Here is a 14,223-nt window from a genome sequence, read left to right on the forward strand (position 1 = left end):
CATGTAAATGTGCTCGCATTGGGGCCGAAAAAGTGCAACGGCAGTTGCGCTACGCGTTGCGCACAAGCAACGCATTCGACTGCCGAAGAACTGGCGCATATCACCCCCGTCAGGCGGGCGACGAACGATCACCAAAGGGCGATATCGTAGGTCAGGTAGAGCCGGTTACTGTCCCGTCCTCTCGAAAATTCAGAGCGGTAGACGTAATTGCGCAGCTTCACGCCCAACCCTTTGAAGGAGCCCTGCTGCACCACATAAGCCAGCTCGGCATCGCGCTCCCATTCTTTGATGGTGGTGTTGGACTCCCCATCGTCGCCGCTAAGGTAACGAGTGGAGAACGTCAGGCCGGGGACACCCAGGGCGGCGAAGTTGTAACCGTAGTTGAGCATCCATGTCTTCTCATCTTCCTCTATGAACTTGCCTATGCCCGCGTTGCTGAAAGAATAAACGGAGGCGCCGCTGATGTAGGGCAGCCCGGCGTCGCCCTTCAGTGTTTGATAGCCGCCGCCTACGGTATGACCTGCGACAGCGTAAGACAGTTGACCGCTGAGCATATGGTTGTCGATTTTACCGCCATAGGCAGAACCGCTATCAACACTGCGGAAGTAACGCAGATCACTGGTCAGCACGCCTGGGCCGAGCGGTAGATCATGCTGGACACCCGCGAAGTTCTGACGATAGAAGTTTTCCAGTTCGCCATAGAAGTAGCTGAGGCGAATCGTCTTGCCCAACTTGTAATCGGCACCGAGGTAACTGAAGTCCCCTGATTTATCGCCACTGTAGCCGTCTGGCACGATGGGCATACTGTCGCTCGAATCTCGCAACTTGAAACGATCAAGATAGCCGCCCGTCAGGCTCAGGTTGTCAATGTCGGTGCTAGTGAACTGGCCGCCCTCGTAGGTCTGAGGCAGCAGTCGGGAATCGTTGTAAATGAGTACCGGCGTTTTAGGGAGCAACGTACCGTATTTGACGGTGGTCTTGGCAAATCGGGCCTTGGCGGTCATCCCGAAGCTCGCAAACTCATCGGCGGCACGGCCGTCATCATGCAACGGCAGCAGGCCGGTGCCGCTACGACCGCGGCCAGAGTCGAGCTTGATCCCCAGCAGGCCCATAGCATCAATACCCAGGCCGAGGCTGCCAGGCGTGAATCCCGACTGATAATCAAGCAAAAAGCCGTGGCCCCATTCGGTTCGCTCGCTCTTGGCGGTATTTGCCGCGCGCGTACTCATGCCATGTTCATCGCGGAAATTTTCATTGATGTAAACATTGCGCAATTGCAGCTTAAGTTTGCTGTCGTCGATAAAACCTTGCGCACTGGCATTGGCCAGCGGCAACAAAGCCAGGAGCGTCAATAAAGCTCCACGGTTATAAACAGAGATCATATCAAACTACTCATTGTTGTTATTTGGAATGCAGCTGGCCGTCCGCCCCACTGGCGTGGGGCGTCAGGCAGTTAAAGAGGCGTAGGTGATCAGGAGAACAGACTTATCGCACCAGTCAGCAATGCCAACGCCGTCACGACCAGGGAGGTAAGCACCGCCCACTTCACGGTGGCTTTCTGGAAGTCGCCCAGATCACGGTCCACCATGCCGACCAGCAGCAGGGTCGAGGCTACCAGCGGACTCATCAGGTGCACCGGTTGGCCGAGAATGGAGGCCCGTGCAATCTCGACCGGATCAATGCCATAGGCCGCGGCAGCGTTGGCCAGGATCGGCACGACACCGAAGTAGTAGGCATCGTTGGACAGTACGAAGGTCAGCGGCATGCTGGTAATCGCAACCACCAGCGGGAACAGATGGCCCCAGGATGGCGGAATCCAGTCGACCAGGGTTTGCGCCAGCGCATCGACCATTTTCGTCCCGGAGAAGATCCCGGCGAAGATACCCGCGGCAAACACCAGCAGAACCACGGTCATGGCGTTGCCCGAATGAGCGAGGATCCGTTCTTTCTGAATATCCAGTTGCGGATAGTTGATCATCAACGCCAGGACAAAACCGATCAGGAACAGGATCGCCGAGTGCATAAGGCCCATCACGAGCGCAACCATCACCACGATCACCAGTAGCAGGTTGACGTAGGCCAGTTTCGGGCGCTTGTGCGGCGTGTCTTCAATAATCGCCTTGATGTAGCAGTTACCCCCACCGCTTTGCAGATGGGTGTTGCCGATGCGCTTGCGTTCGGCACGCCCCAGCAGGAATGCCGTGAATACCACCCACGCCGCACCGCCGATCATGGTCGGCAGCAAAGGTACGAAATACTCACCGGCATCCAGGCCCAGCGCGGCGATCGCACGGGTCGCCGGGCCGCCCCAGGGTGTCATGCCGCTCATGATGCTCAACGAGAGCATGGAAATGGTCGCCAGAATCATCGGGTTCATGCCGATGCGCTTGTACAGCGGCAACATCGCTGCACAGGTGATCATGTACGTGGTCGTGCCGTCACCGTCCAGTGCCACCAACAGCGACAGCAGCGCCGTGCCCACTGCGATCTTCATCGGATCACCGTTGACCCGCTTGAGGATCTTGCGGATCAGCGGGTCGAACAGACCGGCGTCGATCATCAGGCCGAAAAACAGGATCGCGAACAACAGCAGTGCCGCCGACGGCGCGACCATCTTCAGGCCGTCCAGCATCATCTTGCCGGTGGTACCGCCAAAACCGCCGATCACTGCAAAGATTATTGGCACAACCGTCAAAGCGACGATCGGTGACAAACGTTTGGTCATTATCAGGAAGGTGAAGACCACCACCATGGCCAAGCCAAGTAAAGCGAGCATATGTCAGATCTCTTGTTGTTATTGAGTCGCTGATGCAATGACGAGGTCTGCCTGGGCTATCCGGCCAGGCGCTGGGAAACCGTGGCGTAGACGTAACCTGAGAAAAGCCGGCGGGCGGTGCGCACCACCGAGGCACGAATGGTCTCACCCTTTTCGCCGGTATAGGACAGCACGACATCGATACCCCCGCTGGGGTGTTCGATGCGAACCTGCTGCAAACGTGGCTCGCTGACGCCACCGATCAGGTTGGCCGCGACACTGCCGTTGGTCACGCAAGCCGTCGCCAAACCGATGGAACCGGTGATCGCCAAGGCGCGATGACAGCTGTGCGGCATGAAGTAGCGCACCTGAAGGGTCCCGCCGCACTTGGCCGGCGACACCAGCACCGGCTTGGGGATGACCTTGTCACTGACATCACCCAAGCCCATGGCCAGGCCGGCTTTGAGTCGCAGGGACTCCAGGCGTTGCAGGAACGCCTTGTCGGCGTCCAGTTCGGCGGGACTTTCATCGCCGCGCTTGCCCAGCTGGCTGGCCTCGACGATCAGCATCGGCATCGCCATGTCGATACAGGTCACCGGGATGCCATCGATCAGGTCCAGAGATTGCCCCGTCGGGAAGAGCTTGCCGGTCTTGCTGCCAGCCGCATCCAGAAAGGTCAGTTGCACCGGAGCTGCCGTGCCAGGCACACCGTCGATGGCAGTGTCCCCTTCATAGCTGACCTTGCCCCCTGGGGTTTGCACCTCTGAATTTACGAAGGTCCCGGTATTGAGGTTGCGGATACGCACTCGGGTCAGATCACCGGAAGCCTTGACCAGCCCTTGCTCAATGGCAAACGGACCGACGGCGCACAGCATATTGCCGCAGTTGGGTGCGGTATCGACCCGGCGCTGGGAAACCATGACCTGGACGAACAGATAGTCGACATCGGCGTCAAGGTGCAGCGATGGGCTGACGATTGCCACTTTGCTGGTTTGAGGGCTGCCGCCACCGATGCCGTCGATTTCCAGCTCATGGCCGGACCCCATCAGGTTGAGCAGCAGCTCATCACGTTCGGCGATGGCACTGGGCAGATCCCAGGCAAGAAATACGGGCCCTTTGGAAGTACCACCGCGCATCAGCACACAAGGAATTCGCTGCATGAACACTAACTCTTGTTGATCAATCTGGATAATTGATGTTCTGGACACAAGAGTGTCAGGGTTTTAAAAGTGTTTCCAATGCAAATATCAGAGCAATTATTGCGTTTCACGAATGAATTAATTTACGATGATTTCCCGGCGCATTGCTCTTGCCCCAGTGAGAAAGAACATGGAATACGAGCTTCAGGACATACGATCTTTCGTGAAAATCGCTGAATTAGGCAGCTTCCACGAAGCAGCCGATGCACTGCATCTTTCTCAACCGGCCCTGAGCCGGCGCATGAAAAAACTGGAGGAAGGCCTGGGGACGGCCTTGCTCGATCGCACCACCCGAAAGGTCAGCCTGACGAGCGTCGGGCGCGATTTCCTGCCCAAGGCGCGACGCTTGCTGGATGATTTCGACGATTCGATTCTCAACATTCGCGAACTGGCGGAGCGCCAGATCGGCCGGGTGACCTTGGCTTGCATCCCCACCGCAGCCTTCTATTTCCTGCCTTCAGTGATCCGCCTCTATAACGAGCGCTACCCAAAGATCCGCATCCGCCTGCTCGACCTCAGCGCAAACGAAGGGCTCGAGGCGGTACTGCGTGGCGAAGCCGATTTCGGTATCAATATGATGAGTGGCCAGCACCCGGATATAGAGTTCGTGCCGTTGGTCAACGAACCTTTCGTTTTAGCTTGTCGACGCGACCATGAACTGGCCGGACGCAGCTCGGTAAGCTGGTCTGAGCTCAGCGATTACCGACTCATCGGTGTCGGCCGTCTTAGCGGCAACCGAATGCTGCTGGACCATGCTTTATCAGGTTTGAGCTGGCGGCCGCAGTGGTTCTACGAAGTGCAGCACTTGTCTACGTCGTTGGGGTTGGTCGAGGCAGGCCTCGGGGTGTCGGCCATGCCCAGCCTGGCAATGCCGGCCGAGGATCATCCGACATTGGTCAGCGTGCCGTTGATTGAACCGGTGGTAAACCGATCGCTGGGCCTGGTCTATCGAAGGGGCGCATCGCTCTCCCCGGCAGCGGAAAAGTTTGTCTCGATATTGCTTGAACAATGGGAACACTGATTTTTCAGTGTCCATGATCAGGACTGGGGTCGAGCTTTAGGCCCAACCCACCCATGGCAGCAACACCGAGACGCGGAAGCGGTGCGGACTACTTTTGCGCCAGTAACGCTTTGCGTTCGGCCTTTTCGTGTTTCATTGCGGCTATCTCACGCTCGCAGGCTTCGACGTCAAAGGAGTTGTCCCATTTGGCAATCGCGATAGTGCCGATCCCGTTACCAATCAGGTTGGTCACTGCCCGTGCCTCGTTGAGGAATCGGTCGATGCCCAGCAGCAAGACCAGACCTGTCAACGGTATGGAGTGGATGGTGGTGAGCGTTGCAGCAAGCGTCACGAACCCCGCGCCCGCTACGCCAGCCGAGCCCTTGGACGTCAGCAGGAATACACCGAGCAAAATCATCTGGTCCATGAAAGTCAGCGGCGTATTGGTCGCCTGGGCGATGAAGATGGCGGCCATGGTGAGATAGATGCAGGTGCCATCGGCATTGAATGTGTATCCCGTTGGCAACACCATGCCCACGACTGATTTTTTGCAGCCCAGTTTTTCAAGCTTCACCATCATTCGAGGAAGCACGGCTTCGGTCGAGCAGGTGCCAAGCGTGATGAGAATTTCATCTTTGAAGTAGCGCAGAAACTGCATCAACGGCATCCCCGACCATCGGGCAACCGCACCCAGCACGACCACGATGAAAATCAAGGTCGTGATGTAGAGCGCGACCAGCAACTGGCCGAGCGACAGCAAGGTGCCAATCCCGTACTTGCCAATGGTGAACGCCATACCGGCGCCAGCACCAATCGGCGCCAAGCGCATGACCATGGCCACGATCTTGAACAGGCCCTGCAGGAACAGATCAATGGTGTTGATCAGCGGCTTGCTGGTTTCACCCATTTGAACCAGGGCAATCCCCATCAAGACCGAAAGCAGGATGACCTGAAGCATGACGCCATTGGAGAATGCACCCATGAAGGTGTGCGGGATGATGTTGAGAAAGAAATCAACGGTGCCGCCTTGCTGACTGGCTGCGTGGCTGTACTTGCTGATAGCACTTGCATCGAGCGCGCTGGCATTGATGTTCATGCCCACGCCTGGCTTCACGACGTTGACCACAATCAGGCCGACGACCAAGGCGATGGTTGAAAGAATTTCAAAGTAGATCAGCGCTTTTACGCCAATGCGCCCGACCTCTTTGATACTGCCCATCTTGGCGATACCCACGACGACGGTACCGAAAATAATGGGCGCCAACAGCATCTTGATCAGCTTGATGAAGCCATCGGCGAAGGGTTGGAGCTTGGCTCCAATATCAGGCACGAAGTAACCGATCGCAGCACCGATCACGATGCCGAGCAGCACTTGCACATACAGTTGGCTATACCAGCGGGATTTGGAGATTTCCACGAAAGCACCTCATTTTATTGTTGTGATGGGCATGTGGCTTGGCGTCAGTGGATGACGCCTGACACTGCGGCCTCTTCACAGAGACCGCAGATCGAGGGGGAATCAGCCTTCGCCCAACTCACGCATGACTGCGTACAAAGCGGACTTGGCTTCGAAGCCGACACCTGGAATATCCGGCAGACCTACGTAGCCATTTTCCACGCGAATTCCGTCTGCGAAGCCGCCGAAAGGCTGGAACACATCAGGGTACGATTCGTTACCGCCCAGGTGCAGGCCTGCTGCGATGTTCAGGGACATCTGGTGACCACCATGGGGAACTACGCGGCGGGAAGACCAACCCATGTCTTCCATCACCTTCAGGGTGCGCATGTACTCCACGAGCCCGTAGGACAGCGCACAGTCAAACTGCAGGTAGTCGCGATCAGGGCGCATGCCACCGTGGCGCAGCAGGTTACGGGCATCCTGGTGGGAGAACAGGTTTTCACCGGTAGCCATCGGCAGTTCATAGTGATTTGCAAGCTCGGCCTGGAGCGCATAGTCCAGCGGATCGCCAACCTCTTCGTACCAGAACAGGTTGTACTTCTTGATGGCCTCTGCGTAAGCAATGCCGGTCTGCAGATCGAAGCGACCATTGGCATCGACCGCCAGTCGACGACCGTCCCCAACCACTTCAAGTACCGCTTCGATACGACGGATATCTTCGTCCAGGGGCACCGCACCAATCTTCATCTTGACCACGTCGTAGCCACGATCCAGATAGCTCTGCATTTCCGCCTTGAGCTTGGTCTGGTCTTTGCCGGGGTAGTAGTAGCCGCCCGCGGCGTAGACCCAGACTTTGTCATCTGCCACACCGTCACGGTAACGGTCAGCCAGCAGGCGATACAGGGGTTTGCCTTCAATCTTGGCAACGGCATCCCATACGGCCATGTCAATGGTGCCCACTGCGACTGAGCGTTCGCCATGGCCACCTGGCTTTTCGTTGGTCATCAGGGTTTTCCAGATGGCGAACGGATCCAGGTTGTTGTGCTCATGATCGATGAGAGACTCTGGATCTGCTTCGGTGATACGCGCCAGGAAGCGATCACGCATCAGTGCGCCTTGGCCATAGCGACCATTGGAGTTGAAACCGTAGCCGATGACAGGTTTACCATCGCGAATCACATCCGTGACGACAGCGACAACCGAGCAGGTCATCTTCGAAAAATCGATGTAGGCGTTGGCGATTGGGGAGGCAATGGAAACAGTTTTTTCGCGGATGTCTACGATGCGCATGACGGGGTCCTCTTGTTGTTTGTAGCCTCACGTTATGCTTTGCGATGGCACCCGCCCAATGCTATTAATGCCGCGCCCTATGCACAGGAGGCATTGCCCTTGGAACTCGTCTGGCTCGAAGATTTTTCAGCGCTCGCGGAATACGGCAGTTTTGTTCGTGCCGCCGAAGCACGGCACGTTACTCAGCCGGCCTTCAGTCGCAGAGTCCGCTCACTGGAGAACTGGATGGGGGTGGAGTTGTTCGTGCGCACGCCACAGGGAGCGACCCTGACCGAGGCCGGAAGACAGGTCTTGCCAAGCGCTCAGGAGGCGGCCAGACGCTTGTACAGGATGCGCAACGAAGCTCAGGAAGTGGCCGGAATGGCCGCTAAATCGCTGCAGTTCGCTGCAACCCATTCCTTGTCGTTTACCTTTTTTCCAAGGTGGCTTAGAAGCACGGAAAACGGTGCCCCAATCGAGGCGGTGCAATTGCATTCAGATAGCATGGCTGTCTGTGAGCAAATGCTGATCCATGGCCAGGTTCAGTTTCTGCTGTGCCACCGTCATCCCGATGTGCCACCGTTACTCGCCCCTGATCAGTTCATCGGCAAGAAGGTTGGCGAGGATGTACTCATGCCCTTGGCAAGCGCCTCTGCCAATTTCGGCAACTCGCCTGAAACACTGCCCTACCTGGCATACACCCAAGAATCGGGTCTTGGCCGCATCGTCGCTCACCGACTCCATGGCAAGCAGGATTACCTTCACCTCAAACCTCTTTTCAGCAGTCACCTTGCAGCAGTGCTGATGTCCATGGCCCTGGAAAGCAAAGGAGTTGCGTGGCTGCCCAAAAGCCTGACAGAACAGGAGACGGCTGATGGGCGGCTGGTCAGGGCGCTCGACGAAAGCTGGGATATTCCATTGGAGATCCATCTCACACGTCCCACTGCCCCAATCAGCCCCTCTGCCGAGGAGTTCTGGGCCAAGCTGGGCCACTAGCCACCGACCAGCGAAGTTGCCAGTAATGCCTCCAGCCCCATCGGCTTGGCAAAATAATAACCTTGGGCCTGCCCTGCCCCCATCTCTCGCAGCAAGAGCAACGTCGCTTCATCTTCGACCCCTTCGGCCACCACGCTGAGGTCCAGTGATTCGGCCATACGCACGATCGCCCGGACGATCGCGCGACTGCGGGAACTGGTGGTCAGTTCGAAAATGAACGACTTGTCGATTTTCAAACCGCTGAAACGGTATTGATGCACATAGCTCAGGGATGAAAACCCTGCGCCAAAGTCATCGAGCACCACCGACATGCCGTTGTCGGCCAGTTGCTGCATGGTCCGTCGGGCGATGGCGGGCTCCGCCACCAGCGCACCTTCGGTCAACTCCAGGCAGATCCGCGACGGTGCAACGTTGTAGCGGGCCAACAGTGCCAGCACCTCATCGGCAAAATCCGGGCGCGTCATGCTGTAGCTGGAGCAATTGACATGCACCGGTGGCCAATTGGCGTGTGGGGGTTGTGCGAGGATCACCGCGATGCTGGTAAGCATGTACAGGTCCAGTCGACCGATCAGACGCAACCCCTCGACATCGGGCAGAAACTCCCCCGGCGAGATGATCCGGCCGCCCGGTTGATGCCAGCGGACCAGCGCTTCAAGGGCCACCAGCTCGCCGCTTTCGACGCTGACAATAGGTTGGAAATACGGCAGCAGTTCGTCGGTACGCTTGAGCGCATTGCGCAAAGCCCCTTCACGCTCGACCTGGTCCGAAACTTCACGACGCACTTCCTGGTTGAACACCGCGTAACTGTCGCGCCCGGCACTCTTGACGCGGTACATCGCCACATCGGCATCGCGCAGCAAGTCAGCGGGTTCGTAATGGAACTGGCTGTCGGCGCTGACAATGCCGATGCTGCAAGACGAAAAAACTTCGTGGCCATTGATGAAAAACGGCAGGTCGAACACCGCCAGAATCCGCTCGGCGATTTCGATCACCACCTCCAGTGTCGCCTCAGGCGCCAGCACTGAAAACTCATCGCCTCCCAGGCGGGCGAGCATGTCGGTGTCTCGCAGGCAACTGCGCAAGCGGTGGGCGGCTTGCATCAACAGCAGGTCGCCAAAATGGTGGCCGAAGCTGTCGTTGACCCTCTTGAAACGGTCGAGGTCGATGAACATCACCGACAGTTGCCCGCCTTCGTTCTCGAACCGCGACCAGGCCAGATTGAGGCGCTGCTGCAGGTAGGTACGATTCGGCAGCCCGGTGAGCGCATCGTGAGCGTTTTCGTGTTGCAGCTTGGCGTTGGCATGATCCAGTTCACGGGTGCGGTCCTGCACCCTGGCTTCGAGCTTGAGGTTGGCGGCATGGATCGCTTCTGCGGCCGTGCGGCGCGACAATGCCGTATCAATGTGCCGTGACACGAATGTCAGCAGTTCCTGGTCGCGCAGGGTGTAGCGCACCTGGGAGGTATAGCTTTGCACCGCCAGCACACCTCGTACCACATCGCCATCGAACAACGGAATGCCCAGCCAGGAATGGAATCGGACCGACTCGTAGGCCACTTCGAGTTCACCCTGCGCGGACAACCGATCCGCGTCGAAAGGGTCAATCAAGCAAGGACAACGCTGACGGATCACGTACTCGGTCAGGCCCCGGCACCCACGTCGTGCCGCCGGCAGGGTGGTTTTGCGCTCATCGACATAATACGGAAAGGTCACCTCACCGATTGCGTCGTCGAACAGCGCAATGTAGAAGTTCTCCGCGAACAGCAAATCACCGACAATGCCATGCAAGGTTTGGAACAGCTCCGCCATGTCGCCAGGCTGGCTCGACAGTTCTGCAATCTGAAATAGCGCGCTCTGCAGGTGTTCGGCGCGCTCTCGGTCTGCCACTTCCTGTCTCAACGCGTCGTTGACTGCCGACAGCTCCAGCGTGCGACGCATCACCGTCTCTTCCATGCCCTCACGGTGCAGAATCCGGTCCAGCGCCATGGCTACATGCCGGGCCACCACCAGAAACAGCGCGCGGTCTTCGGCGCTGTAGATGCGCGCAACGTCGTAGACCTGCATGGCAAGCATGCCGAACACTTCATCGGCGGCATTTTTCAACGGAGCGCCCATCCAGAACTCGGGACGATCACCCACGCAGTAGAAACGCCCCTCAGACTGAGCGGCGCAAATGCCCGCGGCGTCGATCAGCAACGGCTGACCGGTGGTCAACACTTGGCCGGTCAACGACAGATGTGAAGGGTCAAGGTATTCGTAGTGTTGGGACTCCACGGCATCGACGTCGATGATGTCGACGTAGTACGGGTAGTCGATTTTTCCGCTGTGCGGGTCATACAGCGCAAGATAAAAGTTCTCGGCATCGATCAGGCTGGCGAGCAGCCGGTGGACCCCCACCAGGAACACGGAGCGGTCGCGGGTAGAACTGGCCAGGTAGGTAATTTCATACAGCACACGCTGAGTAATCTGGGCCCGTGCCAGGGTATTGGTCTGTACCTGGATGCCCAGGCATCGGGCAAACTCAGCGAGGGCTGGCTCCTCCGTCTCGGTGGCTGGCGCCAGCAGCCAACCCAGCACACTTTCGCCCCGACCGGTCGGCCAGCGACACAACCGTCTGGTCCGGCAGAAGGTCTCGAACTCTGCGTTCGCAACGCTTGCCGGCCACTGCACCCGTGGGTCGCCCTGCCCCACCAGATGCAGTTGTTCACCGGCGCGATAAACCACCCACTGAGTGGTGTGGGCCCAGTTGCGCGCTGATTCCAGTAATTGTTCGATTGCGTCTTCGTTGCCAACGTATGCCATGCCGGCCGCATCCGGGCTTTCCAGTAGGTGAGTTGCTACACCGTAACTGTTCGATTGCTGCGGGGGATCGCTCAATGGGCGAAAACTCATCAGCGCTCCCTGCGCCACAACGGCGAGATTAAATGACTGATTGCCGGGCAATATGCCAGTGAGCCTTCGGTGTATAGCGTCTAGCGGGTTTTTTCAATCGTTTTATTCACTTGAGTGTTATCACGACGCAATGTGTGTTCGTCGGTCGTTGAGTGTTGCCTGCGGCGGCGCTCGTCATCCCGGTTTCCCAGTCATCTGCCGCCGGGAGTCCCTGCGAGCGCGGCCCGTTCATGAGGTGGTTTCTGTATAGCGCAATCGTGCCTACCACACAGCAATATGGGAGTCCGCCCTGGGCTCGGTGCCGCCACACAGGACACCGCTGACCGGGTCGCGGAGGATGATTTGGCCTCGTCCGTAATCAGTCAGGTCACTGGCGATCTGCACTTCATGACCGCGCCGCGCCAGGGCATTGGCCAAGTCGCCGGAGGCGCCCTGTTCGATGCCAACCTTCATCTCACCAAGCCACTGCCAGCGCGGAGCGTCCAGCGCCGCTTGCGGGTTCAGGCCGAAGTCCACCAGGTTCATCACCATCTGCACATGGCCTTGGGGCTGCATGTAGCCACCCATCACGCCGAAAGGGCCAAGAGCCTGGCCATTCCGGGTGAGGAAACCAGGGATGATGGTGTGAAAAGTCTTCTTGCCCGGGGCCAGGCAATTGGCGTGGCTTGGATCCAGGCTGAATTCCTGTCCGCGATTCTGCAAGGCAATCCCGCTGTCAGGCAGCACCACGCCGGAGCCAAATCCGTGGTAGTTGCTCTGGATGAACGAGACCATGTTGCCTTCCCCGTCAGCGGTCGCCAGGTACACCGTGCCGCTGGCGTGGGGATCGCCGGGTTTGGGCGCCTGGGCCTGTTCGCTGATCTGGGCACGACGGGAGGCGCTGTACTCGTCGCTCAACAGGTCAGCCACTGCCACGCGCATGTGCAGAGGGTCGGTGATGTGGTGCAAACCGTCGCTGTAGGCAAGCTTCATGGCCTCCAGTTGGCGATGCCAGGTCTGCTGGCTGTCGCGGTGATCGAAGCTGAAGCCTTCCAGTATTTTCAGCGCCATCAAGGCCACCAGGCCCTGCCCGCTCGGCGGGATTTCCCAGACATCGACGCCTCGATAGTTGACGTGGATCGGTGCCACCCATTGGGCGCGATAATCCTGCAGGTCCGTGGCACGAAGGTAGCCGCCGCTGGCCCGGGAGTGGGCATCCAGGCGTTCGGCCAAGGCGCCGCGATAGAGGCTTTCGCAACGGGTGGCGGCCAGCTCTTCGAGGGTGCGAGCCTGGGCCGGATTGCGAAAAATTTCCCCGGCCCGTGGAGCACGCCCATCGGTCAGAAAAGTCTCGAACCAGGCATCCAGGACCTGATCACGCTGGGGCGTGAACTCGTTCAGAGCGATCTGCCATTGACGGGCAACCACCGGCGACAGCGCAAAACCGTCCCGCGCCAGGCTGATCGCCGGCTGCAGCAACACGGCAAAAGGCAGCTTGCCAAAACGCTGCGACAACTCGGCCCAGGCCGACGGGCAACCCGGGACGGTTACCGGCGTCCAGCCATAGAGCGGCATCTGTTCATGGCCGGCCGCCTTGACCGCGTCGATACTCAAGGCAGCCGGTGCGTGACCGTTGCCGTTGAGGCCGTGCAATTGGCCTTTGCACCAGACCAAGGCAAAAGCATCGCCGCCGATGCCGCAACCCGTGGGCTCGACCACCGTCAGCGCCGCCGCCGTGGCGATGGCGGCATCAATGGCGTTACCGCCCTTTTGCATGATCTCGATGCCCGCCTGGGCAGCCAGGGGCTGGGAAGCCGCGACCATGCCCCGGCGGGCAAAAACGCTCTGGCGTTGCGATGGATAAGGGTACTCGTGAGCAGAAAATTTCAGCATGGCAAAGGCTCTTCAGCACAAGGATTGATGAGTAGGACTTAGGGCAAACACCGTGGAACGGTCATAACACGCGACTGAGGAAGGCCCGGGTTCGAGGGTGCGTGGGGTGACTGAATATCTGCTCCGGCGGGCCTTGTTCGATGAGCTCACCTTGGTCCAGCACCACCACACGGTCTGCCACCTCGCGGGCAAAGCCCATTTCATGGGTGACCACGACCATGGTCATGCCCTCCTCTGCCAACGCTTTCATCACTTGCAGCACCTCGCCAACGGTTTCCGGGTCGAGGGCGCTGGTGGGTTCGTCGAACAACATGGCCTGGGGTTTCATCGCCAGGGCCCGAGCAATAGCCACCCGTTGCTGTTGCCCGCCGGAAAGCATCGACGGGTAGTGGTTGGCCTTGTCCGCCAGGCCGACCCGCTCCAGCAGGTTGCGGGCCTGTTCCAGCGCTGCGCCGCGCGGTATCCCGAGCACCTGGATCGGCGCCTCGATGATGTTCTCCAGGGCCGTCATGTGGGGGAACAGGTTGAAGCGCTGAAACACCATGCCAATGTCACGGCGCTGGCGGGCGATGTTGCGCTCCGAATCGCGCACCAGGCTGCCGTCAGCCCGTTCGCGATAGCCCATGGCCCGGCCATTGACGCGGATGCGCCCGCCCTGGATGTCCTCCAGCAGATTGATGCAGCGGATAAAGGTGGTCTTGCCCGAGCCGGAGGCACCGATCAGCACCACCACTTCGCCGCGCCGTACTTGCAGGGAAATACCTTTGAGGATCTGCAGGTTGCCAAAGGACTTGTGCACATCCAGTGCCTCGATGATCAGCTCTTCACTTTTGTGCGCCATG

At 58.7% G+C, this 14,223-nt stretch carries 10 protein-coding genes; 2 read left to right on the forward strand and 8 right to left on the reverse strand.

The features are described 5' to 3' along the window. Window positions 1-128 precede the first annotated feature (128 nt). The 3 genes from MA884_RS01575 to MA884_RS01585 all read right to left on the reverse strand — a co-directional run bounded on the left by MA884_RS01575 (window position 129) and on the right by MA884_RS01585 (window position 3,915). Window positions 129-1,382, reverse strand: a complete 1,254-nt coding sequence (locus MA884_RS01575; RefSeq protein ID WP_256228650.1) for an OprD family porin — start codon at window positions 1,380-1,382, stop codon at window positions 129-131. An 89-nt stretch (window positions 1,383-1,471) separates the two neighbouring features. Next, on the reverse strand, window positions 1,472-2,776 hold the full coding sequence (locus MA884_RS01580; protein WP_256228651.1) for a CitMHS family transporter: 1,305 nt from the start codon (window positions 2,774-2,776) through the stop codon (window positions 1,472-1,474). Window positions 2,777-2,832: 56 nt separating this feature from the next. Then, entirely contained in the window at window positions 2,833-3,915 is a 1,083-nt protein-coding gene (locus tag MA884_RS01585) for a 4-oxalomesaconate tautomerase (protein WP_256228652.1), read from the reverse strand. Window positions 3,916-4,084: 169 nt separating this feature from the next. Between MA884_RS01585 and MA884_RS01590 the strand changes: the two genes are divergently transcribed. Then, a complete protein-coding gene (locus tag MA884_RS01590) occupies window positions 4,085-4,975 on the forward strand; it encodes a LysR family transcriptional regulator (RefSeq protein ID WP_256228766.1) in 891 nt (296 codons plus the stop codon). An 88-nt stretch (window positions 4,976-5,063) separates the two neighbouring features. Here MA884_RS01590 and dctA read toward each other — a convergent pair whose 3' ends face one another. Further along, window positions 5,064-6,371, reverse strand: a complete 1,308-nt coding sequence (gene dctA / locus MA884_RS01595; RefSeq protein WP_256228653.1) for a C4-dicarboxylate transporter DctA — start codon at window positions 6,369-6,371, stop codon at window positions 5,064-5,066. Between the two features lie 102 nt (window positions 6,372-6,473). Continuing rightward, a complete protein-coding gene (locus MA884_RS01600) occupies window positions 6,474-7,643 on the reverse strand; it encodes a mandelate racemase/muconate lactonizing enzyme family protein (RefSeq protein WP_256228654.1) in 1,170 nt (389 codons plus the stop codon). 99 nt (window positions 7,644-7,742) lie between these two features. On the opposite strand from MA884_RS01600, the gene MA884_RS01605 reads away from it, so the two are divergent. Beyond that, complete coding sequence (locus MA884_RS01605; RefSeq protein WP_256228655.1) at window positions 7,743-8,618, forward strand: LysR family transcriptional regulator; 876 nt, start codon at window positions 7,743-7,745, stop codon at window positions 8,616-8,618. On the opposite strand, the gene MA884_RS01610 is transcribed toward MA884_RS01605, so the two are convergent. The 3 genes from MA884_RS01610 to MA884_RS01620 all read right to left on the reverse strand — a co-directional run bounded on the left by MA884_RS01610 (window position 8,615) and on the right by MA884_RS01620 (window position 14,222). Beyond that, window positions 8,615-11,509 (reverse strand): EAL domain-containing protein, encoded by a 2,895-nt coding sequence (locus MA884_RS01610; RefSeq protein ID WP_256228656.1) that lies wholly within the window; start codon window positions 11,507-11,509, stop codon window positions 8,615-8,617. The genes MA884_RS01605 and MA884_RS01610 overlap by 4 nt on opposite strands. 261 nt (window positions 11,510-11,770) lie before the next feature. Further along, entirely contained in the window at window positions 11,771-13,381 is a 1,611-nt protein-coding gene (locus tag MA884_RS01615) for a gamma-glutamyltransferase family protein (RefSeq protein WP_256228657.1), read from the reverse strand. Window positions 13,382-13,442: 61 nt separating this feature from the next. After that, complete coding sequence (locus MA884_RS01620; RefSeq protein ID WP_256228659.1) at window positions 13,443-14,222, reverse strand: amino acid ABC transporter ATP-binding protein; 780 nt, start codon at window positions 14,220-14,222, stop codon at window positions 13,443-13,445. Between the last annotated feature and the right edge of the window lies 1 nt (window position 14,223).

Origin of the sequence: Pseudomonas sp. Q11, assembly GCF_024494355.1 — a bacterium.
Lineage (GTDB): Bacteria > Pseudomonadota > Gammaproteobacteria > Pseudomonadales > Pseudomonadaceae > Aquipseudomonas > Aquipseudomonas hefeiensis.

Excerpts from the sequence above, each read along its gene's own strand:
- MA884_RS01600 (WP_256228654.1), bottom strand. The coding sequence starts at position 7,643 with ATGCGCATCGTAGACATCCGCGAAAAAACTGTTTCCATTGCCTCCCCA.
- MA884_RS01615 (WP_256228657.1), bottom strand. The coding sequence starts at position 13,381 with ATGCTGAAATTTTCTGCTCACGAGTACCCTTATCCATCGCAACGCCAG.
- MA884_RS01580 (WP_256228651.1), bottom strand. The coding sequence starts at position 2,776 with ATGCTCGCTTTACTTGGCTTGGCCATGGTGGTGGTCTTCACCTTCCTG.
- MA884_RS01575 (WP_256228650.1), bottom strand. The coding sequence starts at position 1,382 with ATGATCTCTGTTTATAACCGTGGAGCTTTATTGACGCTCCTGGCTTTG.
- MA884_RS01610 (WP_256228656.1), bottom strand. The coding sequence starts at position 11,509 with ATGAGTTTTCGCCCATTGAGCGATCCCCCGCAGCAATCGAACAGTTAC.
- MA884_RS01585 (WP_256228652.1), bottom strand. The coding sequence starts at position 3,915 with ATGCAGCGAATTCCTTGTGTGCTGATGCGCGGTGGTACTTCCAAAGGG.
- MA884_RS01590 (WP_256228766.1), top strand. The coding sequence starts at position 4,085 with ATGGAATACGAGCTTCAGGACATACGATCTTTCGTGAAAATCGCTGAA.
- MA884_RS01620 (WP_256228659.1), bottom strand. The coding sequence starts at position 14,222 with ATGGCGCACAAAAGTGAAGAGCTGATCATCGAGGCACTGGATGTGCAC.